This is a genomic window from Pseudomonas segetis (assembly GCF_900188155.1).
GTDB lineage: Bacteria > Pseudomonadota > Gammaproteobacteria > Pseudomonadales > Pseudomonadaceae > Aquipseudomonas > Aquipseudomonas segetis.
Genome location: NZ_FZOG01000001.1, coordinates 652,130 through 677,518, shown reverse-complemented (window position 1 = coordinate 677,518; position 25,389 = coordinate 652,130). Strand labels below are relative to the sequence as shown.

Genomic DNA, 25,389 nt, shown 5'->3' with positions numbered 1-25,389 from the left:
ACGTCCAGCAAAGCCATCAAGTAACAGGTCCGCACAGAGAAAATAGCACGATTAAATTAACCAATTGCAAAAGTATGATTGCCAAGCCGCTTTCACTGTATATAATCCCAGTCACTGTATATAAAAACAGAGCCAACCCAATGATAAAGCTGACGCCCCGCCAAGCTGAGATTCTCGCCTTCATCAAGCAATGCCTTGAAGACAACGGCTTCCCACCTACCCGTGCGGAAATTGCCCAGAAGCTCGGTTTCAAATCTCCAAACGCCGCCGAAGAGCACCTCAAGGCGCTGGCCCGCAAAGGCGCAATAGAGATGACCCCCGGCGCCTCGCGTGGCATTCGTATTCCTGGCTTCGAACCTAATGCAGAAGAAGACGGCCTGCCCGTGATCGGACGAGTGGCCGCTGGCGAGCCGATTCTGGCGCAGCAACATATCGAGGACTCATGTCGCATCAACCCCGAGTTCTTCCACCCCAAGGCTGACTACCTGCTGCGCGTTCGCGGCATGAGCATGAAGGACATCGGCATATTCGATGGCGACCTGCTGGCCGTGCACACCACCCGCGAAGCGCGCAATGGCCAGGTTGTCGTAGCACGCATTGACGACGAAGTCACGGTAAAACGCTTCAAGCGCGAGGGCAGCAAAGTCTGGCTGATCGCCGAAAACCCGGAATTTGCGCCAATTGAAGTCAATCTCGAAGAGCAGGAACTGGTTATTGAAGGGCTAAGTGTCGGCGTCATCCGCCGCTAATGGAGTATTTATGCAGCTGTCTCAACCGCTAAACCAGACACAACTTCCACTGTTCGAGGCTTTTATGGCTGCCAGTGCCCCCGCACTGCCGCAGGAAGCACTCAAGGATGCCTGGCAGGAACAACCCCAGGCATTTAGCGAATTGTCGCTCAGAGGCGCTACGAGACACTGCCTGACTCTGCTCGCCCCGATCCTGCGTGAACTCAGCGAAAATGACAGCGAACGCTGGCTGACCCTGATTGCACCGCCCAGCAACCTGACCCAAAACTGGCTGCGCGAGGCCGGCCTGAACCGTGAACGCATCCTGCTACTGCACCCGCGCGGCGAGCAAAGCGCACTGCAACTGGCAGAAGAAGCGCTCAAGCTGGGCCGTAGCCACACCGTTGTCAGCTGGTTTCACCCACTTGAGCGTGCAGCGCGCCAGACACTTGAAAATGCCGCCCGTGAAGGCGCTGCGCAAAGCCTGAACATCAGCCTGGGCTGAATGAGCAGAAAGGTGGACGGCCTTTTCTTGCCCCACCCTGCCCCTGCGCAACTATGCTGGGCTGCGAGCCAGACAGTCGCCTCGGGCGAACAGGTAGAGGATGACTTGATTGAGCACTAACGGGCCTTTTACAGGGCGGTAGATGCGACTGACTCAGTGAAGAACCCGCGCTTCGCCTTCATGCTGAAAATCATTCTCGGCCAGGCGACCTGCCATTTGCACACCCACATTAAGCATGGCCTTGGCTACTTCTACGTGCTGACCTTGCAGGAATGACTTCGCGTCTGATGAGAAATCCAGCACTACAAGCGCCTCCTCATCGTCTGCACGGCGCAAGGCGATACGGCCATCTGGTAGTTCTACGATTTCTAAAAACGAAGTAGGCATAGGTTTGAGTCTCCACGTTAGCGGTGCATTGTAGCAGCCGACGGGAGCCTCACCCTAGCCCGCTGATCAATAAGACCTACCACTCGCTGAGCGTTTCGCGGAAACGTCGTGCCAAGGCAGTGATATCTTTGCGCCAGGCCTCGAGTGTTTCACGCTCAAGCAACTCCGGCTCATGATCAATACTGACCGCCACTATCAAAGGCGTAGCCGGATCGACCTTGGCCTTGTGTGGCATCTGTGGCGGCTTGTGCAGGTTTTTGTAGGCTTCGAGCAATTGCGCCAGCCAGGTTTCAGGGTTGGCTGCCAATTCAATCAACTCGGAAAACTCGGGGCTTGGCGCAGCCTCCAGCATCGAAGCATCTAGCAAAACCTCAATCCGAGTCGACTGGCTGTTGGCCAAGCGATAATAACCGGCGATCTCGTGACACAGGCCCAATACAGCACCGAACAGATGGAACAACGCAGCTTCGCGCTCAGCCTGAACCAGGCCCTGGGCATTGATCGCGCGCGACTCTTCAGCCTTGCGCCAGGATTCCAGCGCCAGGCCCGCGTAAAAGATTTTTTGGTTGGTGCGGGTATACAACTCGTTAGCCATGACTCACCACTCCTCGACAGATCAGCGATCAACGCCCTACCAGGCTGAACGGCCCGGCAAGGTCAACTCTGGGCCAGCTACAGGCCCAGCCGTGCCGGCCCAAGGCTTGCACGGCTGCTCTGATCAACGCTTCTTGTCTTCGACCTTCCACTTACCGCCGTCAAAGAATGCTTTCCAGCCTGTAGGCTTGCCATCGACCTCAGTCTGTACATATTGCTCTTTGGTTTTGCGGCTGTAACGAATAACTGCCGGACGGCCTTCCGGATCTTTCTGTGGCGCACTGAACAGGAATTCGTACTTCGGGTCGATCTCGTCTTTGTGCGGCAGGATCTCGATTACCAGTGGAGCACGAGTCTCGCGATTCTTTGGAAACTGGCTGGCGGCCAGGAACAGACCCGAGGCACCGTCGCGCAGCACGTAGGTGTCATCCACCTTCTCGCACTTGAGTTCCGGCATCTTCACCGCGTCCATCTTCGGCGGCGCGGGCTCGCCGCTACGCAGCAATTTACGAGTGTTTTTGCAGGCGCTGTTGGTGCAACCAAAGAACTTGCCGAAACGGCCAGTCTTCAGTTGCATCTCGCTGCCGCATTTATCGCACTCAAGGCTCGGGCCCTCGTAACCCTTGATCCGGTATTGGCCTGTCTCGATCTCGTAGCCCGCACAATCCGGGTTGTTACCGCAGATATGCAGTTTGCGCGTTTCGTCCAGTAGATAGGCATCCATGGCGGTGTCGCAAATTTTGCATCGATGCTTGCCGAGCAGCACCAGGGATTCCGACTCACCCTCATCGTCCGCGGCAATTTCATCGCCAGGCACCAGGTTGATGGTCGACTTGCAACGCTCTTTGGGCGGCAAGCTGTAGCCAGAGCAACCAAGGAACACCCCGGTCGAGGCGGTACGAATCATCATCGGACGACCGCACTCGCGACAGGCAATGTCGGTCAAGGTCGGCGTATTGGCACGCATGCCAGTGTCACCGTCGGCCGCCACTTCAAGCTTTTTCTTGAAATCGCCGTAGAACTCGTCAAGCACGTTCTTCCACTCGCGCTCGCCCTGGGCAACGTCATCGAGATTCTCTTCCATGCCGGCGGTGAAGCCGTAATCCATGAGATTGGAGAAGCTCTCAGAGAGTCGCTCGGTAACGATGTCGCCCATCTTTTCCGAATAGAAACGACGGTTATGCAGGGCAACGTAGCCACGATCCTGAATAGTCGAAATGATCGCCGCGTAGGTCGATGGGCGACCAATGCCACGCTTTTCCATTTCCTTGACCAGACTGGCTTCGGAGTAACGTGCAGGGGGCTTGGTGAAGTGCTGGCTAGGATCGAGCTTGATCAGCTTGAGCGCCTCGCCCTGCTTCATCTCAGGCAACACAGCGTCATCGCCGGCCTTGCTCAGCTGTGGCAATACGCGGGTGTAACCATCGAACTTGAGAATCCGGCCCTTGGCGCGCAACTCGAAATTCCCAGCCTCGACGGTAACGGTCGTCGAAAGGTACTGCGCTGGCGGCATCTGGCATGCGACGAATTGGCGCCAGATCAGCTCATAAAGCCGCTCGGCATCGCGCTCCATGCCACTCAACTGAGTTGGCTTGGTATTGACGTCGGAGGGACGAATCGCTTCGTGGGCCTCTTGCGCGCCTTCCTTGCTGCTGTACATGTTTGGTTTTTCCGGCAGGTACTTCTTGCCGAATTCATCCTCGATGAAGCCACGCACCATGCTCACCGCATCAGCCGACAGGTTGGTCGAGTCGGTACGCATGTAGGTGATGTAGCCAGCCTCATACAAGCGCTGAGCCATCATCATGGTCTTCTTTACGCCAAAGCCCAGGCGATTGCTCGCCGCCTGCTGCAGGGTCGAGGTGATAAAGGGCGCAGAAGGCTTGCTGCTGGTCGGTTTGTCTTCACGCTTGGCGACACTGTAGCTGGAAGACTTGAGCGTCTCCAGCGCAGCTGTAGCCTGTGCTTCGTTGAGCGGCTTGAAGGCTGCGCCGTTTTCACGGGCGACTTCAAAACGTACGGTGTCTTTTTTGTCGGTGGCCAGGTCAGCGTGCACTTCCCAGTATTCTTCCGGGACAAAGGCACGGATCTCTTTCTCACGCTCAACCACCAGCTTGACCGCCACCGACTGCACACGACCGGCCGATAGACCGCGCGCGATCTTCGCCCACAGCAGCGGTGAAACCATGTAGCCCACGACGCGATCAAGAAAGCGTCGGGCTTGCTGGGCATTGACTCGATTGATATCGAGCTCGCCCGGCTTGGAGAATGCCTCTTGAATGGCTTTCTTGGTGATCTCGTTGAACACCACGCGCTTGTAGCGGCTGTCGTCACCACCAATGGACTCGCGCAGGTGCCAGGCAATGGCTTCCCCCTCGCGATCCAAGTCGGTTGCGAGATAGATGGTGTCGGCATCTTTGGCTAAGCGGCGCAGTTCATCAACGACTTTCTCTTTGCCGGGGAGGATTTCGTACTTGGCTTTCCAGCCATGTTCGGGGTCGACTCCCATGCGCGCAACCAGTTGGCGCTTGGCTTTTTCCTTCGGTGACAGAGCCGGAGCCTCGCCCGCAGCGGCTTTTCCGCGCTTGGCCGGTTCTTTGGCCGCACTTGCCGAACCACTAGTAGGCAGGTCACGGATGTGGCCGATGCTCGACTTCACCACGTACTCGTTGCCCAAGTACTTGTTGATTGTCTTGGCCTTGGCCGGGGATTCCACGATGACCAGCGATTTACCCATGGATCAGAAAATTCCTGAATGTGAAGAAAAGAAAAGGCAGCAGACGCCTTGTCTGGCACCGCTATATATAGTGGCGCTTAAGGCAAGGTCAAGCTTAGGTGTTCTACTGAGTGCTTTGAGGTTGGTCAAAAAGTGGCGCTTCGGCTTCAATCAGGGCAAAGCGCGGAACGCTTTCTCCGTCGACATCAACACGCTCACAAAACATATCAAGCGGCCGGACCCAAAGCCCATAATCACCGTACAACGCCTGATAGACAACGACCTGCTGCTCAGTTTCGGAATGTTGGGCGACACCAAAAACGCGGTACTCGGGGCCTTTGTAGTGGCGGTAAAGTCCGGGTTTTATCTGCATCGCTGTGTATCCTTAAAATAAAATTTATCGCGGCGCGCCCCCTGAAAAGATAGCGCAGTATTGCTTCGATGATTTGCGAACAAACAAAAACCGGGGCACATGGCCCCGGTTTCACATCTCTAGACGATTAAACGCGCTCGAAGATGGTGCTGATGCCCTGACCGAGGCCCACGCACATGGTTGCAACACCCAAGGTGCCGTTGTTTTGCTTCATCACGTTGAGCAGGGTACCGGAGATACGTGCACCGGAACAACCGAACGGATGCCCCAAGGCAATCGCGCCACCGTGCAAGTTAACCATCTGATCCATCTTATCAAGCACTTTGAGATCCTTGAGCACAGGCAATGCCTGGGCTGCGAAGGCTTCGTTGAGCTCCATAAAATCGATATCAGCCATGGTCAGGCCAGCACGCTTCAGCGCTTTCTGGGTCGAAGGCACTGGACCGTAACCCATGATTGCCGGATCAACACCTGCAACGGCCATTGCACGCACTACGGCCATCGGCTGGATACCCAGGTCCTGGGCACGCTGCGCCGACATCACGATCATGCATGAAGCGCCGTCAGTGATCTGCGAGGAAGTCCCCGCGGTAACGGTGCCGCCTTTCGGATTGAACGCTGGACGCAGGGTTGCCAGGCTCTCAAGGGTTGTTTCCGGACGAATGGTCTCGTCGTAGTCGAAAACCTTGAGGAAACCATTCTCGTCGTAGCCTTCCATCGGGATGATTTCATCCTTGAAGTTGCCTGCGACTGTGGCCTTGTGCGCCAAGCGGTGCGAACGCTCGCCAAACGCATCTTGCTGCTCACGGGTAATGCCGTGCATTTTACCGAGCATTTCAGCAGTCAGGCCCATCATGCCCGACGCTTTGGCGGCATACAGTGACAAATGCGGGTTCGGATCGACGCCGTGCATCATGCCTACGTGGCCCATGTGCTCGACACCGCCAACCACGAACACATCGCCGTTACCGGTTTGAATAGCCTGCACGGCAGTGTGCAGGGCGCTCATTGAAGAACCGCACAGGCGGCTAACCGTCTGGCCTGCACTGGTGTGCGGGATCTGAGTCATCAGCGACGCCATGCGTGCGATGTTCCAGCCCTGCTCCAGCGTCTGGTTTACACAGCCCCAGATCACGTCTTCGACTTCAGCCGGATCGATCTTCGAGTTGCGATCCAGCACGCCGCGAATCAGGTTTGCCGACATGGTCTCGGCACGGGTGTTACGGTGCATGCCGCCTTTGGAGCGCCCCATCGGGGTGCGACCGAAGTCGACAATCACTGCATCTCTTGGGTTCAAGCTCATAATTTTACCCTCGCTAAATCGTTGCGCGATTAACCGAAAAACGTCTGGCCGTTCTTGGCCATTTCACGCAGCTTTTCAGTTGGCTGGTACAACGCGCCCAGATCGGCGTACTTATCGGCCAGGGCTACAAATTCCGCTACACCGATGCTATCGATGTAACGCAGTGCACCACCACGGAACGGCGGGAAGCCGATACCGTAGATCAGGCCCATATCGGCCTCGGCAGCGGTTTCGACGATGCCGTCTTCGAGGCAACGAACGGTTTCCATGCACAGCGGAATCATCATGAAGTTGATGATGTCTTCATCAGTCAATTCACGCTCTTCACGCACGATTTCCTTGAGCAGCTCGTAGGCTTTAGGGTCAACGACCTTTTTCGGCTTGCCGCGCTTGTCGGTCTCGTAGGCATAGAAGCCCTTGCCATTCTTCTGGCCCAGGCGATCTGCCTCGTACATCACATCAACCGCAGTACGGCCTTCAACGGCCATGCGATCCGGGAAGCCTTCAGCCATCACGTCACGGCCGTGGTGGCCAGTGTCGATGCCGACAACGTCAGACAGGTACGCCGGGCCCATTGGCCAGCCGAACTTTTCCATGACCTTGTCGATACGGGTGAAATCAACACCGAACTCAAGCAGCTTGGAGAAACCACCGAAGTAAGGGAACAACACACGGTTGACCAGGAAGCCCGGGCAATCGTTGACCACAACCGGGGTCTTGCCCATCTTCTTGGCATAGGCAACGGTAGTAGCGATGGCGGTTTCGCCAGACTTCTCACCGCGGATAACTTCAACCAGCGGCATCATGTGCACAGGGTTGAAGAAGTGCATGCCACAGAAGTTTTCCGGGCGCTTGAGCGCCTTGGCCAGCAGGCTGATGGAAATGGTCGAAGTGTTGGAAGTCAGGATCGCATCCTCACGAACCACGGCTTCAACCTCAGCCAGCACAGCTTGCTTGACCTTCGGGTTTTCAACTACAGCTTCAACCACGATATCAACGTGACCAAAGTCACCGTAAGACATGGTTGGGCGAATGGCGTTAAGCGCCTCAGCCATTTTGGCCGGGGTCAGGCGACCTTTTTCGACGCGCTTGCCGAGCAGCTTGGAAGCCTCGCTCAAGCCCATCTGGATACCCTCTTCGCGGATATCCTTCATCATGATCGGCGTACCTTTGACCGCCGACTGGTAGGCGATACCGCCACCCATGATGCCAGCGCCGAGCACGGCAGCCAGTTTCACGTCTTTTGCGATTTCGTCGTAGCGCTTGGCTTTTTTCTTCAGTTCCTGATCATTCAGGAACAGGCCGATAAGGCTTGCTGCAACCGGTGTCTTGGCCAGTTTCACAAACCCTTTAGCTTCAACTTCCAGCGCTTTGTCGCGACCGAAATTTGCAGCTTTCTGGATGCTCTTGATCGCTTCAACCGGCGCCGGGTAGTTCGGGCCAGCCTGACCCGCAACGAAACCTTTGGCGGTTTCAAAGCACATCATCTGCTCGATTGCGTTGAGCTTGAGCTTTTCCAGCTTAGGCTGACGCTTGGCCTTGTAATCGAGCTCACCGCTGATGGCACGCTTGATCAGGTCCAACGCAGCGGCTTGCAGCTTGTCAGCCTCGACAACGACGTCGACAGCGCCAGCTTTGAGTGCATCTTCAGCACGGTTTTCCTTACCGGCGGCAATCCACTCGACAGCATTGTCGGTGCCGATTACACGCGGCAAACGCACGGTGCCGCCGAAGCCCGGGTAGATACCCAGCTTGACTTCAGGCAAACCGACTTTAGCGCTGGTGGCCATGATGCGGTAATCCGCGGCCAGGCACATTTCGAAACCACCGCCCAATGCGATACCGTTGATAACGGCTACGGTCGGAACGCCAAGGTCTTCAAAATCGCTGAAGATCTTGTTGGCTTCAAGGTTGCCCGCGACCAACTCTTCGTCAGGCAGCTTGAAATTCTCAACGAATTCGGTGATATCGGCACCGACGATAAATACGTCTTTGCCGCTGGTAACAATCACGCCCTTGATCGAACCATCGGCCTTGATTGCATCTACGGACTGACGCAATTCATTCAGGGTAAGACGGTTGAACTTGTTGACGGATTCACCCTTGAGGTCGAAATTCAATTCGACGATGCCACTTTCAAGAGCTTTAACCGTGATGGCTTTACCTTCGTAAATCATCAACTGATCTCCACGATATGGAAGCTAAACAGTACACATCAGAGCCAACCAGCAAGCTGCTCCGCGGCTGAGCCGTCTAGAGTAGCGTGAAAATGCCTGGCACACCCACTGACGCGATATTCGAGCAGTAAAGGCGTTGTTTATGACAAACAAACGCTCAATTCATACGCCCGTTTGATTTGGGTCGGCACACATTCAGGGAAAAGACTGAACTTGTCAATTGTCGATCTGCGGTCGCAATTTGGCAAAAGCCCTCTAAAACAGGCAAAGACCCAGTTACGGCGGGGCTTGCAAAGGATAATCAGCTAATCTTTTAGCGCATAATTCAGCACCAACAGCCAGGCAAGCCAAGGCGAGATCAGGCTGGCAAATCACTCTGCGGCCCGGTACATTTGACCGCAGATGCCAGGCAAGGACTCACCTTGACTTGGCACCCAAAACAACAACGAACCCTAGCAAAGGGTCTATGGAGCACCGCATGACAAGCCAAATGCTTGCCATTTCCCTACGCACCTTGTTTGTATCCGCCCTGCTTCTGGTCAGCACACTCACCCAGGCAGCAACCGCTCCGGCAGACAGCCTGCTAACGCTCCATCAAATGCGCCTGGACAGTCAAAAAAGCCTCAGTAGCTTCTACATGTACAACAACATGGAGGGCGACCAGCGCTATGCGCAGATGATCAATGAATCGCTCAGCAACGCCAGCCAGGCCCTGGCCACCTTGCAAGACCTGAGCGGTGACAGTTCCAAAGCCCTGAGCGGCCAGTTGGTTGGACTCTGGAATGACTACCAGAACAACCTCAAGAATCTGGTCGGGACACTCAAGACGCAAGGCTATACAGACCTGCAACCAGTAGCAGACCTGGCTGAGCAGAATCAAAAAATCATGGCGCTGAGCGAGGAGCTGTACAACAAAATCCAGCAGGAAACTGGCTACAGCGTGCCACCCTTGATTCAGCAAAGCCGCAAGCAAAGCTTGCTGATGCAGGCTATTGCAGTCGATTACTCATCGCGCAGTGCATCCGTGGGGGCAACCTTCATGGGCGGCGGCGACAGTCGTAGCATGGAGGAGCTGGTCAACGAGTTTGCAACCACCCTCAAGGCGCTCAGCCAGGCCCCCGAAAACACCGCCCAGACCACTAAAACACTGAACAATGTGGGCACCAAGTGGCATTACATTGAAAAATCATTGAAGAACTACAATGAAAACAGTGTACCCTTCTTGGTTAGCAAGTACTCCGACAGCATTATTGATGAGCTGGAACAGCTATCCTCGCAGTACGCGGCAGCATCGACTTAAGAGCTCAAGCAACAATGTCTATGAGTCACGTCGATATGCACACACAGAATTTACCGGCCTGCCTGGCCAACCTTCCAGCCCGGTGCTTGCATCGGGCTTTTCTTTGCCCGCTAGAAATAGCTTTTGAGAAAGTCCCTGATTGCCTCCAGCCCCTGCCCTTTGGCTTGCTCGCCCCAGCACACGGCGACCATTTGCGGGCTAAGTTCAGCCTTGTAGACATCTGCCGGCAAGCTCGCCAGGCGTTGCGCCAGTTCGCTGTCCGCGCAGGGCTCGCGCCACTGGTTGCACCATTTTCCTGGCTCAACCTGCCAATAACACCAGCTGTCTTGATGCCCCCGGCGACGCGCAAGATGATACTGCGGGCACGTCGCAGCCTGCCCGCGCTGCATCCAGTGCGGCCATTGCTGTTGCGAAAGGTTCATGGCCAGGCCGAACTGCCTGGCCTGCATGCGCACATCCATGCGGCCACGCAAACGCCTGGAGGGCATCAGCATCGCCAAGGGACTGAGCACACAAAAAAGCAATGCCAGTACTATCCATGTTGTCATAAGTTATATCTCTGCCGTAAAAGCCTGCCGCAAGCACCCATTAAGGTTCATACTTATATTCATCGACTGTCCATTTAAGGAGTCTCTCATGTCCTACACACACATTTTGGTCGCCGTTGACCTAACCGAAGAATGCGACCCGGTCATGACCCGCGCGCAAGTCCTGGCACGCAACAACCAAGCGAAGCTGTCGGTGGTGCATGTCGTCGAGCCAATGGCCATGGCGTTTGGTGGTGACGTGCCAATGGACTTGTCGATGCTGCAACAACAGCAATTTGATCAGGCCCGTGAGCGCCTTGATGCATTTGCCGTGAAATACAACGAACTGGCTGCCGACCAGCGCCACCTGACCTATGGCCAGCCGCGCCAGGAAATCCATCGCCTGGCCGAAGAACAGGGTTGTGACCTGATCATCGTCGGCAGCCATGGTCGCCATGGCCTCGCCCTGCTGCTGGGTTCCACCGCCAATGACGTCCTTCACGGTGCCCCCTGCGACGTACTTGCAGTGCGGCTGAAAAAGCCCGAGTAATACGCGAAGCACCGCCTGGGCCTGCCGCTTGGCTGGCAGGCCCGGGTAGTTTTATTCTGGACTCTCACCCGCACTCATCACCATTGGCCGGATTTTCTGCAATTGCGTCTCCAGCGAATAGGTCATGCTCGAAGACATCGAAAAGAAGGTCAGGAACGCCTTCAAGTTGGAGTCTCCCTTGCAGGTGTCGTGAATACGCTGCCAAAAGGCCTGGTTGACCAGTTGCAATTGCTGGAACATGCGCACCAACCCCTTCAGCTCCCAATCAGCATGGCGCCCTTCTCGCGAATTGAAGTACTGGCGAGACAAGTAGAGCGAAAATGCCCGCAGGATAAACTCCTGGTTACTGGCAAAGGGCAAGTGATTCTGCGCCATTGGCTTCAGCTTACCCAGTACCGGGCAGGCACTGGTTGCCATTATCACCCCGAGCAACGCCCGAAGGCCTTCTTCAAGCCCGGCGTGCTTGGTGTATTCACGCTCAGGTGTGCGCACCCAGACCATGGCCTTGGTGAAGGCCGGTAACCCTTGAAAATCTTCAACCACGCGGTGCAGATCGACCGCTGCCGGGCAGTGACTGAAACTATCTTTGCTCAAAGGGCAGTTGCTGCATTGCTGGTTGCCAAGGCGAGTCCATGCCGGGGCGCTGCTTGCTTCAACTGGATCGTATTGGCGTTCCAGCTCGATGCGATAACTAAACTGATGACTGTCGTCGAGAGTAATGCGGTACTCGATAGACATTAAATTCTCCAGCAGGCGTAGGCATTGCAGTCAACGACTGCATACATGCCCAGCCCTCTAGGGCGAGGACTGGGACCTTATATTCAAGACAGCCCAGACTATCGGAGAATTAGCCTTCCAGCTCTGCCCAACGTTCCAGTAAGTGATCCAGTTCTTCTTGCAGCGCCGGCAATTTCGCCAAGACCTCGGCTGTTGTCTCTGCAGGCTGCTGATAGAAGGCTGGGTCAGAGATTTGCGCCTGGATCGCAGCCATCTTTTGCTCGACAGCATCAATCTGTGCCGGCAACGCTTCAAGCTCGCGCTGAAGTTTGTAGCTGAGTTTTTTCTTGGCTGGAGCGCTCTGCTCCGGTACAGGCGAAGCTACTGGCTCAGGCGCCGCGACCACTGCCGAAGCCAGTTCGGGCTTACCCGCTTTACTTTCGCCAACACCCAGCAAGCGCGCCGAGCCGCCTTGGCGAATCCAGTCCTGGTAGCCACCGACATACTCACGCACGCGACCCTCGCCTTCAAATACCAGGGTGCTGGTCACTACGTTGTCGAGGAATGCCCGGTCGTGGCTGACCATCAGCACGGTTCCCGGGAATGTCAGCAAAACCTCTTCGAGCAATTCAAGGGTTTCAACGTCGAGGTCGTTGGTCGGTTCGTCCAGCACCAGCAGGTTGGCTGGCTTGCTGAACAACTTGGCCAGCAACAGGCGCGCACGCTCACCACCGGACAATGCCTTGACCGGCGTACGCGCACGTTGTGGGCTGAACAGGAAGTCACCCAGATAGCTGAGGACGTGACGGTTCTGGCCATCGATCTCGATAAAGTCGCGACCTTCGGCGACGTTGTCGATAACGGTTTTTTCCAGATCCAGCTGGTGACGCAACTGGTCAAAGTAAGCCACGTCAATACGCGTGCCTTCCACGACCGAACCACTGGTTGGCTGCAAACCGCCGAGCATCAGCTTGAGCAAGGTGGTTTTACCCGTGCCGTTGGCTCCCAGCAAACCAATGCGGTCGCCACGCTGCAGCACCATGGAGAAATCCCTGACCAGCATCGGGCCGTCCGGATGGGCGAAGCTGACATTTTCGAGAACCATTACCTGCTTGCCGGATTTCTCGGCAGTTTCCAGCTGGATATTGGCCTTGCCGGTACGCTCACGGCGCTCACTGCGCTCGACACGCAGCGCCTTGAGCGCTCGCACGCGACCTTCGTTACGGGTGCGGCGCGCCTTGATCCCTTGCCGGATCCACACTTCCTCTTGCGCCAGACGTTTGTCGAACAGGGCATTGGCCGTTTCTTCAGCCGCCAGCACAGCCTCTTTATGCACCAGGAAGCTTGCATAGTCGCCGTTCCAGTCGATCAGGCCGCCACGGTCCAGTTCGAGAATGCGTGTGGCCAGGTTCTGCAGGAATGAACGGTCGTGGGTAATAAACAGCACCGCTCCCTGAAAACCAACCAGCGCCTCTTCCAACCAGGCAATCGCACCGATATCCAGGTGGTTGGTTGGCTCATCGAGCAGCAACAGGTCGGGCTCGGAAACCAATGCCTGGGCCAACAGCACACGGCGACGCCAGCCACCGGAAAGCTCGGCCAGGGTCTTGTCCGCCGGCAACTGCAAGCGACTCAGGGTGCTGTCGACCAATTGCTGCAAGCGCCAGCCATCACGTGCTTCAAGGTCTTGCTGCACATGCATCAACTTATCCAAGTCAGCATCACTGTGGATGTTCTGGCTCAGGTGGTGATACTCGGCGAGCAAGGCGCCGACGCCATCCAGACCTTCGGCCACCACATCAAATACGGTACGACCGTCGGCACGGGGCAACTCTTGCGGCAACTCGCCAATTTTAAGTCCGGGTGCGCGCCACACAGCACCGTCATCGGGCTTTTGGTCGCCCTTGACCAGCTTGAGCATGCTTGATTTGCCCGTGCCATTACGGCCGATGATGCAAACCCGCTCGCCTCTGGCAATCTGCCAAGACACCTTGTCCAGCAGCGGCATGGCGCCGTACGCCAGGGAAACATCGGTGAACTTAAGCAGGGTCATGGTACGCCTCAACATTTATGCAACGAATGCGCTAGCACTGTTATTCGCAGAAAAGCCGCAAGTCAGGTGGCAACTGCAGGCAACGCCTTTGAATACAGTGTTCGCATCGCGAAATTTGATTAACGGAGCCTCAAAGCTCCGATAAAAAACTGGGCGCGCATTCTAACCGAGTTGAGCCTGCTTATTGCGGGCATTTTTCATTATTAGCGCTGCAAGGGGCCAACCGACTTTCGCCCACCCCTGGCAAACAGCTAAGCTAGAGCAATCAAGCACCAAGCTGTACGGTGCTCAATTGACCCCCACACCCGGAAGTGTCATGTCCCGCCGATTTCTAAAACTATTTTCTTGCTTGATTATCTCGGCCACAGCGCTGTCCACTGCGCAGGCCGCAAGCCTGAGCCAGCAACGCCAATACTACGATGAAGCCAAGCGCGCCCTTGATAAGGGCGACAGCGGCCCGTACCGGCGCTATGCCAGCGCCTTGAGCGATTACCCCCTTGAGCCTTACCTGGCCTACACCGAACTGACTGCACGGCTGAAATCCGCCAGCAATGCAGAAATCGAACGTTTCCTGGCTGATCACGGTGACCTGCCCCAGGCCAACTGGATGAAACTACGCTGGTTGCGCTGGTTGGCGGAGCGTGGCGACTGGTCGACCTTTGCAAAATATTACGACCCCGGGCTGAATTTCACCGAACTCGACTGCCTCAATGGCCGCTACCTGATGAGCCATGGCAAGGTTGCTGAAGGTTACGCCGCGGCGGAAAAACTCTGGCTGGTGGGCAAGTCCCAGCCAGAGGCTTGTGATCGCCTGTTCGACGAATGGGCAGCGGCAGGCCAGTTGACCGAGAGCAAGCGCTGGCAACGTGCCAAGCTGGCGGCCGAGGTGCGCAACTATGGCCTGGCCAGCTACCTGACGAAAAACTCACCGACGCTCAGCGAAGAAGGCAAGTTGCTGATTGAAGTTGCGCAAAAGCCACAACTGCTAAGCAACCCTGCACGCTTTACCCCGGTCGATGAGCCAATGTCCGACATTGTCGGCCTGGGTTTGCGCCGCCTGGCACGCCAGGACCCGGAAAAAACCCTGAGCCTGCTCGATAGCTATGCCGAACGCATGCATTTCTCTGATGCCGAGAAGCTCTCAATCGCCCGTGAAGTGGGTTTATCCCTGGCCAAGAACTTTGACCCCCGCGCACTTGCCGTCATGGCCAAGTACGACCCCAAGCTGCAAAACGACACCGTCAGCGAATGGCGCGCTCGGTTGTTGATGCGCCTGGGCCGCTGGGAAGAAACCTACAAACTGACCCAGCAAATGCCAACCGAACTGGCCCATACCAGCCGCTGGCGCTACTGGGCTGCGCGTAGCTTGCAGCTGGCCAAGCCCGACAGCGCGCAACCGGCAAAGCTTTATCGCAGCCTGGCCAGTGAGCGCGACTTCTACGGTTTCATGGCCGCCGATCAGGTCAAGGTGCCCTACAAGTTTAATAACAAGCCACTGGCCCTGGACCCTAAGGTGGTCAAGAAAGTGCGCAATACACCAGGCATACAACGTGCCCTGGAATTCCACGACCGCGGCCAGATTGTCGATGGCCGTCGTGAGTGGTATCACGTGAGTCGCCAGTTCAACCGCGACGAGCTGGTGGCTCAAGCACGCCTGGGTTATGAGCTGAAATGGTACTTCCCGGCGATTCGCACCATCAGCCTGGCCAAATACTGGGATGATCTTGATGTACGCTTTCCCATCACCCATCGCTCATCGCTGAACAACGAGGCCAAGAAACGCGGCCTTCACTCCAGCTGGGTGTTTGCGATCACCCGCCAGGAAAGCGCCTTTATGGCCGATGCAAAATCCCCTGCCGGGGCCATGGGCCTGATGCAGCTGATGCCCGCCACGGCCAAGGAAACCGCACGCCGTTACGATATTCCGCTGAGCAACCCCAACAACGTGCTGATTCCCTCGGTCAACATTCAACTTGGCGCGGCTTACCTGAGCCAGATCTACGCACAATTCAACGGCAATAGGGTGCTGGCGACTGCGGCCTATAACGCGGGGCCGGGTCGTGTCCGTCAGTGGCTGCGCGGCGCCGACCACCTGCCTTACGATGTCTGGGTTGAAAACATCCCCTACGACGAAACCCGTCAATACGTGCAGAACGTGCTGTCGTATGCCGTCATCTATGGCGAAAAGCTTAACGCTCCACAGCCGCTGATCGCCTGGCATGAGCGTTACTTTGATGATCAGTAAGCATTGAGCCAATAACAAAAGGGGCCTTGTGGCCCCTTTTGTTATTGCAGCCTGCGCCAGTGGTTATTCGAGCACTTCAACCGGCATTCCAAGCTCCAACTGCCCCGAGGACAAGGCAATCAGGTTTTGCCCAAAGAACACATCCCCTTCTATCTGCCGATAGGTTTTCAAGGTGGTCAGTGGCTCGCGGTCAGCACTGCGCTCGCCCGTAACCGGATCAAGGGTGGTCATGATGCAACGCGAGCAGCCCTTGGCAACCTTGAACTCGATACCGCCAATGGCAATGCGCTTCCAACTGTCTTCCCCATAGGGCTCACTGCCCTGAACCACCAGATTGGGACGAAAGCGCAGCATTTCCAGGTCACGCCCCACCCGCCGGGACAAATCCTCAAGCGAGGCCTGGCCAATCAGCAGCAAAGGAAAACCGTCGGGGAATGCCACTTTCTGGCCGATCTCGGCGTACACCGGATCGATCTGCCTGGCCCGCTCTGGCGCGACGTACACCAGCCGGCAATCGCGTTGCAAAAACTGGCTCAACCACTGGGCGGCGGCATCGCCAGCATCCGGCACCCGCAAACTGTCACGCCAGATGTGCACACCGCGCAAATCACCATCGCCCTGCGGTACCGCAACTGGTAGATCGGGCATACCTGGCGCGCTCAAAAGCAATTGCTCGGCATTTTGCCAGCGTGCTGTGATCCTATTCATTGTGCTCAGAAGGCGCTGGGTAATGAAGCGTCCGCTCTGCGCATCGACTACCATCCAACGACGATCACCTTGCACACCCAGCGAATCCAACTGAGTGCCTTGCAGCGGTTCGGCAGCGCCAGACTTAAGCGGATAACGATAAAGACCAGAGAGATGCAACATGAGCCAGCACTCCAAAACTCAAAACCTTGTTATACGAGCATGCGCCAATGCTCACAAGCCTCCAATGGACCTATGGCGTGCCGCAAACAATAATTGCCTGGTCAGGCGCGGGATTCTGCCCCTGATGATGGGCCTGGCACTCAGCGCTTGCAGCGCCAGCCCGCCGGCCAGCCTCGGCGTCCATGCCGGACGCTTCGAGCCCTGCCCAAGCTCGCCAAACTGCGTAAACAGTCAGGCAACCGACAGCGAACATGGGATTGCGCCCTTGGCGCTCAATGGCGACCCCGCTGAAACACAGGCCCTGCTATTGCAAGTTATTGCCGAGCAGCCCCGGGCGACCCTGATCAAAGCCGAAGGCAATTACCTGCGGTTCGAGTTCACCAGTGCAGTGCTGCGCTTTGTCGATGATGTCGAATTCCTGGTTGGCATGCATCAAGTCGAGGTGCGCTCAGCCTCACGCCTGGGTTACTCCGACATGGGGGTAAATCGCCAGCGGATTGAAACTATCCGCAAGGCACTTGCAACAGCCAAGCGGCCTTGAATAGCCGCGAGGTTGTTCAAGGCTTCAGGCGTCCTGCTCGAGACGTTGGCGCACCACATCAACCAATTTGTCGGGCTGGAATTTCGACAAGAAATTATCGCAGCCCACCTTCTTGACCATGGCATCGTTAAAGCTGCCCGACAGCGAAGTGTGCAAGACGATATACAAACCGGCCAAGCGCGGGTCCTGACGGATTTCGGTGGTGAGCCGATAACCGTCCATTTCCGGCATTTCCGCATCGGTAAAGACCATCAGCAGCTTGTCCGTAAGCACCTCGCCCGCGTCGGCCCATGCCTTGAGCATGTTCAGGGCCTTCAACCCATCACTGGCGACATGCATCTTCACCCCCAACTGCCCGAGGGTTTCACGCAACTGAGACAGCGCAACACTGGAATCATCGACCAGCAGCACCTCGCGCCCACGCGCCTTGTGCAGCAGCGGATCATTCAGGCGATCACTTGAGATTTTGGCGCTGTAGGGCACGATTTCGGCCAAGACCATCTCGACATCGATGATTTCTACCAGCTGTTCCTCGACCTTGGTAATGGCCGTCAAGTAATGCTGGCGTCCTGCTCCGCCGGGCGGCGGCAGTACAGCTTCCCAATTGAGGTTAATGATGCGCTCGACCCCTCCTACCAGAAACGCCTGGATTGAGCGGTTGTACTCGGTCACTATGATGGTGCTTTGTTCGGTTGGCACAATCGGGCGCATGCCGATCGCTTGCGACAGATCAATCACTGGCAAGGTTTTGCCACGCAAGTTGACCACCCCGCAGACACAGCGGTGACGGTTGGGCATCAAGGTTAACTTGGGCATGTGCAGGACTTCCTGCACCTTGAAAACGTTGATCGCAAACAGCTGACGCCCGTTCAATCGGAACATCAGAATTTCCAGACGATTTTCACCCACCAACTGCGTACGCTGATCCACCGAATCGAGAATTCCGGCCACTGCAAGCTCCTGTTATGTAGGCATCAACACCGACTACAAAAGCTGTATCGGCAGCCCTTTGCATAACTGGAGCACGCCCTGAAAAATTCATCAGGCGGTCAGCCGCCCCGCACTGCAACATTTACAGATGCAGGGCATGTTTTTAATGCGTCAATAACGGTGAATAGGCTGGCAAATGCACACGCAACGCCTTGGCGCGGGCCTTGAAACTCAGTTTGGTGGCGCTCATCGGCTCGCCATCAAGATTCAGGTCAAGCCCCTCGGGCGCTTCTACCTCAAGCCAGGCAACACGCGTCATCTGGGACACGCTTTCGACCCCATTCATCGAGCCTGACAACATAGTCCCCAAGGTACCCACCACATCTGGCGCGGCAGGCACTATGCACACATCGAGCAAACCGTCATCGATCCGCGCCTTCGGACACAACACATGGCCTCCACCCGCTTGGGAGCCATTGCCAATGCCCAGCGCTAGAAACTCGCCTTCCCAACTGAAGTCCGGCCCCTTGAAGCGACCAAACGCCGAGTGGACTTCCGCAAAGCGGCTCAAACCGGTGAGGAAATAGGCCGCACCGCCGAGCAACTTCTTCAAGTCTTCCGGGGTGTTTGTAGTCACGCTGGTGCCAAAGCCGCCGGTAGCCATGTTCAGGAACAACTGCCCGTTCACTTCACCCAGGTCGATGGCAGTAGGCTCGATGTCGAGCAAATCAAGCGCCTCGCTCAGATCAACCGGCACACTGGCGGCCGTGGCAAAGTCGTTGGCGGTGCCCAGGCCCAGTAAAAGCAGGCTGGCATCACTGTCAGAAAGTGCAATCACCTCTGCAACCGCGCGCAGGGTGCCATCGCCACCACCGGCGATCAGCGTCGGGTAGCCTTCGGCAAGTGCTTCGCGGGCCAAGCGTTGCGCATCACCTGCTTCCCAGGTCACCCTCACCGCAATCTCCCAGCCCTGCTCGCGCTTGGCGTAGACAGCAGTGCGCAACACCTCGTTCATTGCCTGCTTGCCATGCAAAATCAACAGCGCTTTGCGTTCACTCATTGACCGCTCCTTGTAGAACCTAAAGCTCGGTAGATAGAGGGGAAACCTAGTTAACAGACCACAACAGCAGGCATTTGTCCCTGGCGGCCAAATATTCTTCAACCCGAGGACTATAGCCTGCACCAACAGCACAGTGCTGACTTAAATCATGACTCAAAAAATATCGATTAATTAGATAAATTAAATCCACAAATAGCGCTATTAGCAACAATTAAACTGATAGAAAATCACCTCATGACCACTTGATAGCGCCTACCGCTTACCGGTTGCGTATCACTCACTGAGGATCTCGAAATGATTGAAGTTCGCGCTTTTGCAGAACTCGGCGGCGCCGAGCACGGCTGGTTGAATGCTCGCCACCATTTTTCTTTCGCTGAGTACTATGACCCGCAGCGCATGGCATGGGGCGATCTGCGCGTATGGAATGATGATGAAATCGCACCGCACTCGGGCTTTCCACCGCACCCGCACCGCGACATGGAAATCATCACCTATGTGCGCCAGGGCGCGATTACCCATAAGGACAACCTGGGCAACCATGGCCGCACCGAGGCGGGTGATGTACAGGTCATGAGCGCAGGAACCGGTATTGCCCACAGTGAATACAACCTGGAAGACGACACAACCAAAATCTTCCAGATCTGGATCACGCCGAACCAGTTTGATTCACCACCGTCATGGGGCGCCAAACCTTTTCCAAAAGGCGACCGTGCTGGCAGTTTCGTAACCTTGGCAAGCGGTGACAGCGACGACCAGGATGCGCTGCCTATCCGCGCCAACGCACGCGTTGCAGCGGCGACCCTGAAGGCCGGGCAAACCACCGAGTATGTACTTGGTGCCAAGCGCAAAGCCTATCTGGTGGCCTCAACCGGTGCGTTCGAAGTCAACGGTGTTGCCGCCCAAACCCGCGATGGCGTTGCCGTTCGCGACATTGAGGTGCTGCATGTAACAGCGACCGAAGACACTGAAATCGTCTTGGTGGATGTTGCCTGATTAACACTTCATTGCCTGTAAAAGCCTCCAGCCAGCTTTATGGCTGGAGGCACTATTCGGCTATTTGAATCTATTTGCTTATACTGGCCGCAGCCAACACTCGGATTGGCTATTGAGCCTAATAACATGAACAGTCTTGGTTTCACCGCCGCGCCTGCCCTGCTTAAATACCTGCGACATGCCGAATCCCTGGGCCTGGATACCGACCTGGCCTTGCAGGCTGCACAGCTGTCCCGCGAAGACCTCAGCGACAACGCCAAACGCATCCCCGGCGACAGCCATGAACGCTTGCTCAAGTATCTGCTGAACCAATGCGACGACTCGTTGTTCGGCCTGCACAGTGCCCGCTATGTACAACCAGGATCATGGAGCGTGCTGGGTTATATCACCCTGAACTGCGCCACGCTCGGTGAAGCCATCAGTAGAATAGTGCCCTACGAAAAGCTGGTTGGCGACATGGGCGTCAGCCGTGTGGAAAGCGATGCTGAGCACACCCGGTTGATCTGGAGCTGCCGCCATGACGAACCACTCATCCGCCGGCACATGGTTGAAAATGTACTGGCGTCCTGGCTGCTGTATGCCCGCTGGATAGCCGACAAGGACTACTCACCGACAGCGGTATGGTTCGAGCATGCCCAGCCCAATGGCGTGCACAAGGAAGCCTATCAATCTGCATTTGGCTGCGAGGTATTATTCGAACAACCCTGCAATGCGCTGATAGTTCCTGATCAGTTACTCGCCATAGAGCTGCGCCAGGCAGATCCGAACCTGCTGCGCACACTGGAGGAGCATGCCCTGGCGCTGATGGCAAAACTTGATGATGAGCAGCCATTGACGGCACGGGTCAAGGGTACGTTGCGCCTGCTGCTCAAAGATGGCCTGCCGCGTAAAGAGCGGGTTGCCGAGCGATTCGGTATGACCGTGCGCACCCTGCAAAGACATCTGCAACAAGCGGGCACAAGCTACCAGTCAATCCTTGATGAGCTGCGCCAGGAACTGGCCGAGCATTATTTATTGCGCAGTGACTTGCCGGTTCAAGAGATCGCCAGTTACCTGGGCTTCAGTGAATCGCGCTCGTTTCATCGCAGCTTCAAAACCTGGACGGGGCAAACACCTGGCGAGTACCGGCAAGCGCAGCGCCCCGTCCGTTAACCGAGAATCTCACTCATTGGGATAAACCGCAGGCTATCGCCCTCTGCCAGGGTCTTGCCTTCAAGGATCTCAGCCAGCCCTTCGGCCCATGACGCACTGCGCAGCACTCCGGAGCTCTGGTTTGGATGCATCACCACCCGGCCATTTTCAATCCGCGCGCGCACGTACTCGCGACGATGACCAGCATGACTCCAAACGAACCCAGCAGGCATCGGAAAACCCAATGGCTCGACCTTGGAAGCCCCCATCCGTCGCAACAGATACGGGCGCGCCAGCAAACCAAATGTCACCAATGTAGAAGCTGGGTTGCCGGGCAAGCCCAATACTGGCACGCCTCGAAAAGCGCCAAAGGTCAAGGGCTTGCCAGGTTTGATTGCGAGTTTCCAGAGCGCCAGCTCGCCCTCTTCGCGCAGTGCAGCGCCAAGAAAATCAGCCTCGCCCACGGAAACGCCGCCGGTTGAAAGAATCAGGTCCACATCATCGAGTGCAGCCAGTGCATCGCGCGTCAGCTGCAGGTCATCGGCCAGAATCCCGGCATCAATCACCTCACAACCCAAGCGCTGCAACCATGCACAAAGAAGACGCCGATTGCTGTTGTAGATCTGCCCTGGCCCCAGAACCTGGCCTGGCTCGATCAACTCATCCCCAGTCGAGAGCACAGCAACCCTGGCCCGCCGATAGACCACCAGGCGATCCGCGCCCAGCGACGCAGCCAGACCCAGCTCGATAGGCCCCAGGCGTGTGCCGACCGGCAACACGCAATCGCCGACCTTGGTCTCCTGGCCTTGTGCCCGAACGTTCTGACCAAAGCGCATGCCCTGGCTGAAGCTGACGCGTTGATCGTCGCCCAACTGCACATTTTCCTGCATTTCCACGACGTCCGCGCCCGCTGGCAAAGGCGCGCCGGTAAATATCCGGGCGCAGGTGCCGGGCTCAAGGGCTGACGGCAAGGTGCCTGCAAGAATACGCTGGCTGACAGGCAGTGGCTCGCCTTGCCAGTCAGCCAGGCGCAGCGCATAACCGTCCATTGCGCTGTTTGCCCAAGGCGGCAGATCCAGTGATGAGATCAGCCCTTCGGCGAGCACTCGACCATCGGCCTGCTCCAGCGTGACTGATTCCGTCTGGTTGATCGGCGCAGCATCCGCCATCGCCAACAAACGCTCCAGGGCCGCTTCTACCGGCAGTAATCCCGGCTGATCACAACCGCTCATCCACGGCTCTCGCAAGCGGCGGCTTGTTTAAGGTGAGGAACAAAATTACAAGGACGATGGCTGGCGTCCAATTGCTCGGCAAGAATCCCATCCCAGGCGGTACGACATGCATTTGTCGAGCCCGGCAAGCAACACACCAGGGTGCCATTGGCCAACCCCGCCAAGGCTCTGGACTGAATAGTCGAGGTGCCAATATCAGGCACCGAGACTTGCCGGAACAACTCACCGAAACCATCAACCTGCTTGTCCAGCAAGCAACTCACCGCTTCTGGCGTACTATCGCGCGCGGTGAACCCCGTGCCGCCGGTAATCAGCACCACTTGAACCTGATCTTCGGCAATCCAGGTGGCCACCTGGGCACGAATCTTGTAGAGGTCGTCCTTGAGCAACACGCGGCACGCCAGGGTGTGGCCTGCTGCCTCAAGGCGATCTATCAAGGTCTGGCCCGAGGTATCGGTGTCCAGGTTGCGGGTGTCGCTGACGGTCAATACTGCGATATTCAACGGGACAAATGCGGTGTCGAGTTTATGGCCCATAACAGACTTCCGGTTGTTCAAATAATAGGTCAATGTTATATCACAGGCCCACTTTGAGAGACTGCGCTATGTCAACTCCATCCCCGATCAATGCCTGCTCGATATTGCTGCTGGCAGGTGGCCGCGGTCAACGCATGGGGGGGCGTGATAAAGGGCTGGTGCTCTGGCATGAGCGTCCACTGATTGCTTGGCTGCATGACTTGGTGCGTCCACTTAGCGATGACCTGATCATTTCCTGTAATCGCAATCAGGCCCAGTACGCCGCCTATGCCGATCAAGTCGTTGCCGATGATGACACCGGCTTCCAGGGACCGCTTGCAGGTATCCGCGCCGGGCTGAAAGTGGCCCGCCACCCCTATATGCTGGTACTGCCCTGTGATGCTCCGATGCTTGACCGAGCGCTGTTAACGGACCTGATGATGCTTGCCGGGGACGCCCCTGCCGTGGTGCGTCAAGGGCAATACCTGGAGCCATTATTCAGCGTGATCCCATGCTGGCTTCGCAGCCAATTGGAAAATGCATGGCTCGCCGGCGAGCGCAGCCCGCAGCGTTGGCTGCGCAGCCTCGATCCACGCCCCCTTGTCTGCCCTGACCAGGATGCGCGGCTGGCCAACATGAACACGCCCGAACTCCTCGACACCTCCAAAATCAAGCAATATCACGGAAATTGACGGAACTTTGGCGCCAGCACCCTATCTTAAGTTTGGTACTCAATTTCAAACCCATGAGGAGATACACCATGAGCCAACGGACAATCGCAGCACTATTTCTGAGCTTGGGCCTTGCAACTCTGGCAGGCTGCGCTTCACCGACGGTAATCACCCTCAACGACGGTCGTGAAATTCAGACTGTTGACGAGCCTGATTTTGATGATGACACAGGCTTCTACGAATTCGAGCAACTTGATGGCAAGCGCGCACGCGTCAACAAAGACGAAGTTCGCACCGTTAAAGAGCTGTAAGTTTCACCCCAATCGCCTGTTGCCAAGCCAGCAGGCGGTTGGGTTTCCCGCCTAACTGAGCGCCTGGAATGCCCTGACCAGAGCATTGCTCAAATCCACCGTTGAGAATTTGGTCAGCATATCGTTGGCCCCCACTGAACGCGCTTTTTCAGTATTCATCGTACTGTCGAGTGAAGTGTGCAACAGCACGTAGGTGTGGCCTATGTCCGTGGTCTTGCGAATCTCACGCACCAGGCTGTAGCCATCCATTTCTGGCATTTCAATATCTGAAACCAGCACTTCAATCGGCGTACCCGCCCGGTGTTGCTCCTGCAGTACTGCAAACGCACTACCAGCGCTGCGCACAGATTGGCAATCAAGACCCAGTTTGCGCAAGGTATTGACCGTCTGATGCAACGCCACGTGCGAATCATCCACCACAAGCACCCGCCGTCCTTCCAGCATTTGCAGGTCGGCACTGGAGATCAGCGATTCATCAATTTCTTCGGGTTCAGCCGGGGCGATGTCATGCAGGACCTTTTCGATATCGAGTACCTGCACTATTGCACCGTCGATCTGGGTAACCCCGGTGATAAAGGCGCGACTGCCAGACCCGGCCGGTGGCGGCTTAACATCCCGGGTCGAACACTGCACGATACGCTCTACATTCTGTACATGCAGGCCCTGGCGCGAGCGGCTGAGTTCGGTAACGATCAGGCAGCCTTCCTGACTCGCGTTATTGCCACGCTCACCTATCGCTCGGGCCAGATCGATTACAGTCAAAGAAGCGCCACGCAAACTGGCGATGCCCCGTACATGCGGATGCCGGTTAGGCAACTTGGTCAAGGCCGGGCAGGCAATAATTTCATTAACCTTGAGCAGGTTAATCCCCAATAAACGACCACTGTGCAGACGAAACAACAGCAGCGACAAGGAATCTCCCAAAACTGCATTCACCGCGCCACTCCCCTTCGTCATTAA

The 25,389-nt window shown here is 56.5% G+C and carries 25 protein-coding genes; 10 read left to right on the top strand and 15 right to left on the bottom strand.

Going from position 1 to position 25,389, the window contains the following annotated elements:
- The first annotated feature begins 140 nt into the window (after positions 1-140).
- The gene (gene lexA, locus CHB79_RS03225) at positions 141-749 is read left to right on the top strand and encodes a transcriptional repressor LexA (protein WP_089358864.1); all 609 of its coding nucleotides are present in this window, start codon (positions 141-143) and stop codon (positions 747-749) included.
- A gap of 10 nt (positions 750-759) precedes the next feature.
- Positions 760-1,233: an SOS-induced cell division inhibitor SulA gene (gene sulA / locus CHB79_RS03220; protein ID WP_089358863.1), complete on the top strand. Its 474-nt coding sequence runs from the start codon at positions 760-762 to the stop codon at positions 1,231-1,233.
- A gap of 153 nt (positions 1,234-1,386) precedes the next feature.
- Here the strand turns inward: sulA and CHB79_RS03215 are convergent, their stop codons facing one another.
- The 6 genes from CHB79_RS03215 to fadB all read right to left on the bottom strand — a co-directional run bounded on the left by CHB79_RS03215 (position 1,387) and on the right by fadB (position 8,783).
- Complete coding sequence (locus CHB79_RS03215) at positions 1,387-1,620, bottom strand: hypothetical protein (protein ID WP_010483133.1); 234 nt, start codon at positions 1,618-1,620, stop codon at positions 1,387-1,389.
- Between the two features lie 76 nt (positions 1,621-1,696).
- The gene (locus CHB79_RS03210; RefSeq protein WP_089358862.1) at positions 1,697-2,215 is read right to left on the bottom strand and encodes a DUF6586 family protein; all 519 of its coding nucleotides are present in this window, start codon (positions 2,213-2,215) and stop codon (positions 1,697-1,699) included.
- A gap of 123 nt (positions 2,216-2,338) precedes the next feature.
- Positions 2,339-4,951, bottom strand: coding sequence for a type I DNA topoisomerase (gene topA / locus CHB79_RS03205; RefSeq protein ID WP_089358861.1), 2,613 nt, complete (start codon positions 4,949-4,951; stop codon positions 2,339-2,341).
- Positions 4,952-5,054: 103 nt separating this feature from the next.
- Positions 5,055-5,303 (bottom strand): DUF1653 domain-containing protein, encoded by a 249-nt coding sequence (locus CHB79_RS03200; protein ID WP_010483127.1) that lies wholly within the window; start codon positions 5,301-5,303, stop codon positions 5,055-5,057.
- Between the two features lie 127 nt (positions 5,304-5,430).
- The gene (gene fadA, locus CHB79_RS03195) at positions 5,431-6,606 is read right to left on the bottom strand and encodes an acetyl-CoA C-acyltransferase FadA (RefSeq protein ID WP_089358860.1); all 1,176 of its coding nucleotides are present in this window, start codon (positions 6,604-6,606) and stop codon (positions 5,431-5,433) included.
- Positions 6,607-6,635: 29 nt separating this feature from the next.
- The gene (fadB, locus tag CHB79_RS03190; RefSeq protein ID WP_089358859.1) at positions 6,636-8,783 is read right to left on the bottom strand and encodes a fatty acid oxidation complex subunit alpha FadB; all 2,148 of its coding nucleotides are present in this window, start codon (positions 8,781-8,783) and stop codon (positions 6,636-6,638) included.
- Between the two features lie 478 nt (positions 8,784-9,261).
- On the opposite strand from fadB, the gene CHB79_RS03185 reads away from it, so the two are divergent.
- Positions 9,262-10,083 (top strand): hypothetical protein, encoded by an 822-nt coding sequence (locus tag CHB79_RS03185; RefSeq protein ID WP_089358858.1) that lies wholly within the window; start codon positions 9,262-9,264, stop codon positions 10,081-10,083.
- A 110-nt stretch (positions 10,084-10,193) separates the two neighbouring features.
- On the opposite strand, the gene CHB79_RS03180 is transcribed toward CHB79_RS03185, so the two are convergent.
- Entirely contained in the window at positions 10,194-10,631 is a 438-nt protein-coding gene (locus CHB79_RS03180) for a hypothetical protein (RefSeq protein WP_010483119.1), read from the bottom strand.
- Positions 10,632-10,719: 88 nt separating this feature from the next.
- Between CHB79_RS03180 and CHB79_RS03175 the strand changes: the two genes are divergently transcribed.
- On the top strand, positions 10,720-11,160 hold the full coding sequence (locus CHB79_RS03175; RefSeq protein ID WP_010483117.1) for a universal stress protein: 441 nt from the start codon (positions 10,720-10,722) through the stop codon (positions 11,158-11,160).
- A gap of 51 nt (positions 11,161-11,211) precedes the next feature.
- On the opposite strand, the gene CHB79_RS03170 is transcribed toward CHB79_RS03175, so the two are convergent.
- Positions 11,212-11,898, bottom strand: a complete 687-nt coding sequence (locus tag CHB79_RS03170; protein ID WP_010483116.1) for a DUF6901 family protein — start codon at positions 11,896-11,898, stop codon at positions 11,212-11,214.
- 109 nt (positions 11,899-12,007) lie between these two features.
- Positions 12,008-13,930 (bottom strand): ATP-binding cassette domain-containing protein, encoded by a 1,923-nt coding sequence (locus CHB79_RS03165; protein ID WP_089358857.1) that lies wholly within the window; start codon positions 13,928-13,930, stop codon positions 12,008-12,010.
- A gap of 316 nt (positions 13,931-14,246) precedes the next feature.
- Here CHB79_RS03165 and CHB79_RS03160 point away from each other — a divergent pair, with 316 nt between their 5' ends.
- Positions 14,247-16,175, top strand: coding sequence for a transglycosylase SLT domain-containing protein (locus tag CHB79_RS03160; RefSeq protein WP_089358856.1), 1,929 nt, complete (start codon positions 14,247-14,249; stop codon positions 16,173-16,175).
- Between the two features lie 63 nt (positions 16,176-16,238).
- Here CHB79_RS03160 and CHB79_RS03155 read toward each other — a convergent pair whose 3' ends face one another.
- Positions 16,239-17,045 carry an MOSC domain-containing protein gene (locus CHB79_RS03155; RefSeq protein ID WP_089358855.1) on the bottom strand — a complete coding sequence of 269 codons (807 nt, stop codon included), beginning with the start codon at positions 17,043-17,045 and terminating at the stop codon, positions 16,239-16,241.
- Positions 17,046-17,109: 64 nt separating this feature from the next.
- Between CHB79_RS03155 and CHB79_RS03150 the strand changes: the two genes are divergently transcribed.
- Positions 17,110-17,586: a DUF1499 domain-containing protein gene (locus tag CHB79_RS03150; protein ID WP_217898851.1), complete on the top strand. Its 477-nt coding sequence runs from the start codon at positions 17,110-17,112 to the stop codon at positions 17,584-17,586.
- 24 nt (positions 17,587-17,610) lie between these two features.
- Here CHB79_RS03150 and CHB79_RS03145 read toward each other — a convergent pair whose 3' ends face one another.
- Positions 17,611-18,537 (bottom strand): chemotaxis protein CheV, encoded by a 927-nt coding sequence (locus CHB79_RS03145; RefSeq protein WP_010483107.1) that lies wholly within the window; start codon positions 18,535-18,537, stop codon positions 17,611-17,613.
- Between the two features lie 142 nt (positions 18,538-18,679).
- Positions 18,680-19,576 (bottom strand): lipid kinase YegS, encoded by an 897-nt coding sequence (yegS, locus tag CHB79_RS03140; RefSeq protein ID WP_089358854.1) that lies wholly within the window; start codon positions 19,574-19,576, stop codon positions 18,680-18,682.
- Positions 19,577-19,870: 294 nt separating this feature from the next.
- On the opposite strand from yegS, the gene CHB79_RS03135 reads away from it, so the two are divergent.
- Together CHB79_RS03135 and gliR are read left to right on the top strand one after the other, a co-directional pair.
- Positions 19,871-20,569: a pirin family protein gene (locus tag CHB79_RS03135; RefSeq protein ID WP_010483103.1), complete on the top strand. Its 699-nt coding sequence runs from the start codon at positions 19,871-19,873 to the stop codon at positions 20,567-20,569.
- Between the two features lie 126 nt (positions 20,570-20,695).
- Positions 20,696-21,721: an AraC family transcriptional regulator GliR gene (gene gliR / locus CHB79_RS03130; RefSeq protein WP_089358853.1), complete on the top strand. Its 1,026-nt coding sequence runs from the start codon at positions 20,696-20,698 to the stop codon at positions 21,719-21,721.
- On the opposite strand, the gene CHB79_RS03125 is transcribed toward gliR, so the two are convergent.
- Together CHB79_RS03125 and moaB are read right to left on the bottom strand one after the other, a co-directional pair.
- Entirely contained in the window at positions 21,718-22,932 is a 1,215-nt protein-coding gene (locus tag CHB79_RS03125) for a molybdopterin molybdotransferase MoeA (protein WP_089358852.1), read from the bottom strand. The genes gliR and CHB79_RS03125 overlap by 4 nt on opposite strands.
- Positions 22,929-23,468: a molybdenum cofactor biosynthesis protein B gene (gene moaB / locus CHB79_RS03120; RefSeq protein ID WP_089358851.1), complete on the bottom strand. Its 540-nt coding sequence runs from the start codon at positions 23,466-23,468 to the stop codon at positions 22,929-22,931. The genes CHB79_RS03125 and moaB overlap by 4 nt, the downstream gene beginning before the upstream one ends.
- Positions 23,469-23,536: 68 nt before the next feature.
- On the opposite strand from moaB, the gene mobA reads away from it, so the two are divergent.
- Together mobA and CHB79_RS03110 are read left to right on the top strand one after the other, a co-directional pair.
- Positions 23,537-24,139 (top strand): molybdenum cofactor guanylyltransferase MobA, encoded by a 603-nt coding sequence (mobA, locus tag CHB79_RS03115; RefSeq protein ID WP_089358850.1) that lies wholly within the window; start codon positions 23,537-23,539, stop codon positions 24,137-24,139.
- A 68-nt stretch (positions 24,140-24,207) separates the two neighbouring features.
- Entirely contained in the window at positions 24,208-24,429 is a 222-nt protein-coding gene (locus CHB79_RS03110) for a YgdI/YgdR family lipoprotein (RefSeq protein ID WP_010483098.1), read from the top strand.
- 51 nt (positions 24,430-24,480) lie between these two features.
- On the opposite strand, the gene CHB79_RS03105 is transcribed toward CHB79_RS03110, so the two are convergent.
- Positions 24,481-25,386 (bottom strand): chemotaxis protein CheV, encoded by a 906-nt coding sequence (locus CHB79_RS03105; RefSeq protein WP_176443119.1) that lies wholly within the window; start codon positions 25,384-25,386, stop codon positions 24,481-24,483.
- Between the last annotated feature and the right edge of the window lie 3 nt (positions 25,387-25,389).

What these genes read in the sequence shown, in the direction of transcription:
- CHB79_RS03170 (WP_010483116.1), bottom strand. Translation starts at nt 11,898, where the DNA reads ATGTCTATCGAGTACCGCATTACTCTCGACGACAGTCATCAGTTTAGT.
- CHB79_RS03125 (WP_089358852.1), bottom strand. Translation starts at nt 22,932, where the DNA reads ATGAGCGGTTGTGATCAGCCGGGATTACTGCCGGTAGAAGCGGCCCTG.
- CHB79_RS03105 (WP_176443119.1), bottom strand. Translation starts at nt 25,386, where the DNA reads ATGACGAAGGGGAGTGGCGCGGTGAATGCAGTTTTGGGAGATTCCTTG.
- CHB79_RS03185 (WP_089358858.1), top strand. Translation starts at nt 9,262, where the DNA reads ATGACAAGCCAAATGCTTGCCATTTCCCTACGCACCTTGTTTGTATCC.
- CHB79_RS03165 (WP_089358857.1), bottom strand. Translation starts at nt 13,930, where the DNA reads ATGACCCTGCTTAAGTTCACCGATGTTTCCCTGGCGTACGGCGCCATG.
- moaB (WP_089358851.1), bottom strand. Translation starts at nt 23,468, where the DNA reads ATGGGCCATAAACTCGACACCGCATTTGTCCCGTTGAATATCGCAGTA.
- CHB79_RS03180 (WP_010483119.1), bottom strand. Translation starts at nt 10,631, where the DNA reads ATGACAACATGGATAGTACTGGCATTGCTTTTTTGTGTGCTCAGTCCC.
- CHB79_RS03155 (WP_089358855.1), bottom strand. Translation starts at nt 17,045, where the DNA reads ATGTTGCATCTCTCTGGTCTTTATCGTTATCCGCTTAAGTCTGGCGCT.
- CHB79_RS03200 (WP_010483127.1), bottom strand. Translation starts at nt 5,303, where the DNA reads ATGCAGATAAAACCCGGACTTTACCGCCACTACAAAGGCCCCGAGTAC.
- sulA (WP_089358863.1), top strand. Translation starts at nt 760, where the DNA reads ATGCAGCTGTCTCAACCGCTAAACCAGACACAACTTCCACTGTTCGAG.
- gliR (WP_089358853.1), top strand. Translation starts at nt 20,696, where the DNA reads ATGAACAGTCTTGGTTTCACCGCCGCGCCTGCCCTGCTTAAATACCTG.
- lexA (WP_089358864.1), top strand. Translation starts at nt 141, where the DNA reads ATGATAAAGCTGACGCCCCGCCAAGCTGAGATTCTCGCCTTCATCAAG.
- CHB79_RS03135 (WP_010483103.1), top strand. Translation starts at nt 19,871, where the DNA reads ATGATTGAAGTTCGCGCTTTTGCAGAACTCGGCGGCGCCGAGCACGGC.
- fadB (WP_089358859.1), bottom strand. Translation starts at nt 8,783, where the DNA reads ATGATTTACGAAGGTAAAGCCATCACGGTTAAAGCTCTTGAAAGTGGC.
- CHB79_RS03210 (WP_089358862.1), bottom strand. Translation starts at nt 2,215, where the DNA reads ATGGCTAACGAGTTGTATACCCGCACCAACCAAAAAATCTTTTACGCG.
- CHB79_RS03215 (WP_010483133.1), bottom strand. Translation starts at nt 1,620, where the DNA reads ATGCCTACTTCGTTTTTAGAAATCGTAGAACTACCAGATGGCCGTATC.
- topA (WP_089358861.1), bottom strand. Translation starts at nt 4,951, where the DNA reads ATGGGTAAATCGCTGGTCATCGTGGAATCCCCGGCCAAGGCCAAGACA.
- CHB79_RS03160 (WP_089358856.1), top strand. Translation starts at nt 14,247, where the DNA reads ATGTCCCGCCGATTTCTAAAACTATTTTCTTGCTTGATTATCTCGGCC.
- CHB79_RS03110 (WP_010483098.1), top strand. Translation starts at nt 24,208, where the DNA reads ATGAGCCAACGGACAATCGCAGCACTATTTCTGAGCTTGGGCCTTGCA.
- yegS (WP_089358854.1), bottom strand. Translation starts at nt 19,576, where the DNA reads ATGAGTGAACGCAAAGCGCTGTTGATTTTGCATGGCAAGCAGGCAATG.
- CHB79_RS03150 (WP_217898851.1), top strand. Translation starts at nt 17,110, where the DNA reads ATGGACCTATGGCGTGCCGCAAACAATAATTGCCTGGTCAGGCGCGGG.
- CHB79_RS03175 (WP_010483117.1), top strand. Translation starts at nt 10,720, where the DNA reads ATGTCCTACACACACATTTTGGTCGCCGTTGACCTAACCGAAGAATGC.
- mobA (WP_089358850.1), top strand. Translation starts at nt 23,537, where the DNA reads ATGTCAACTCCATCCCCGATCAATGCCTGCTCGATATTGCTGCTGGCA.
- fadA (WP_089358860.1), bottom strand. Translation starts at nt 6,606, where the DNA reads ATGAGCTTGAACCCAAGAGATGCAGTGATTGTCGACTTCGGTCGCACC.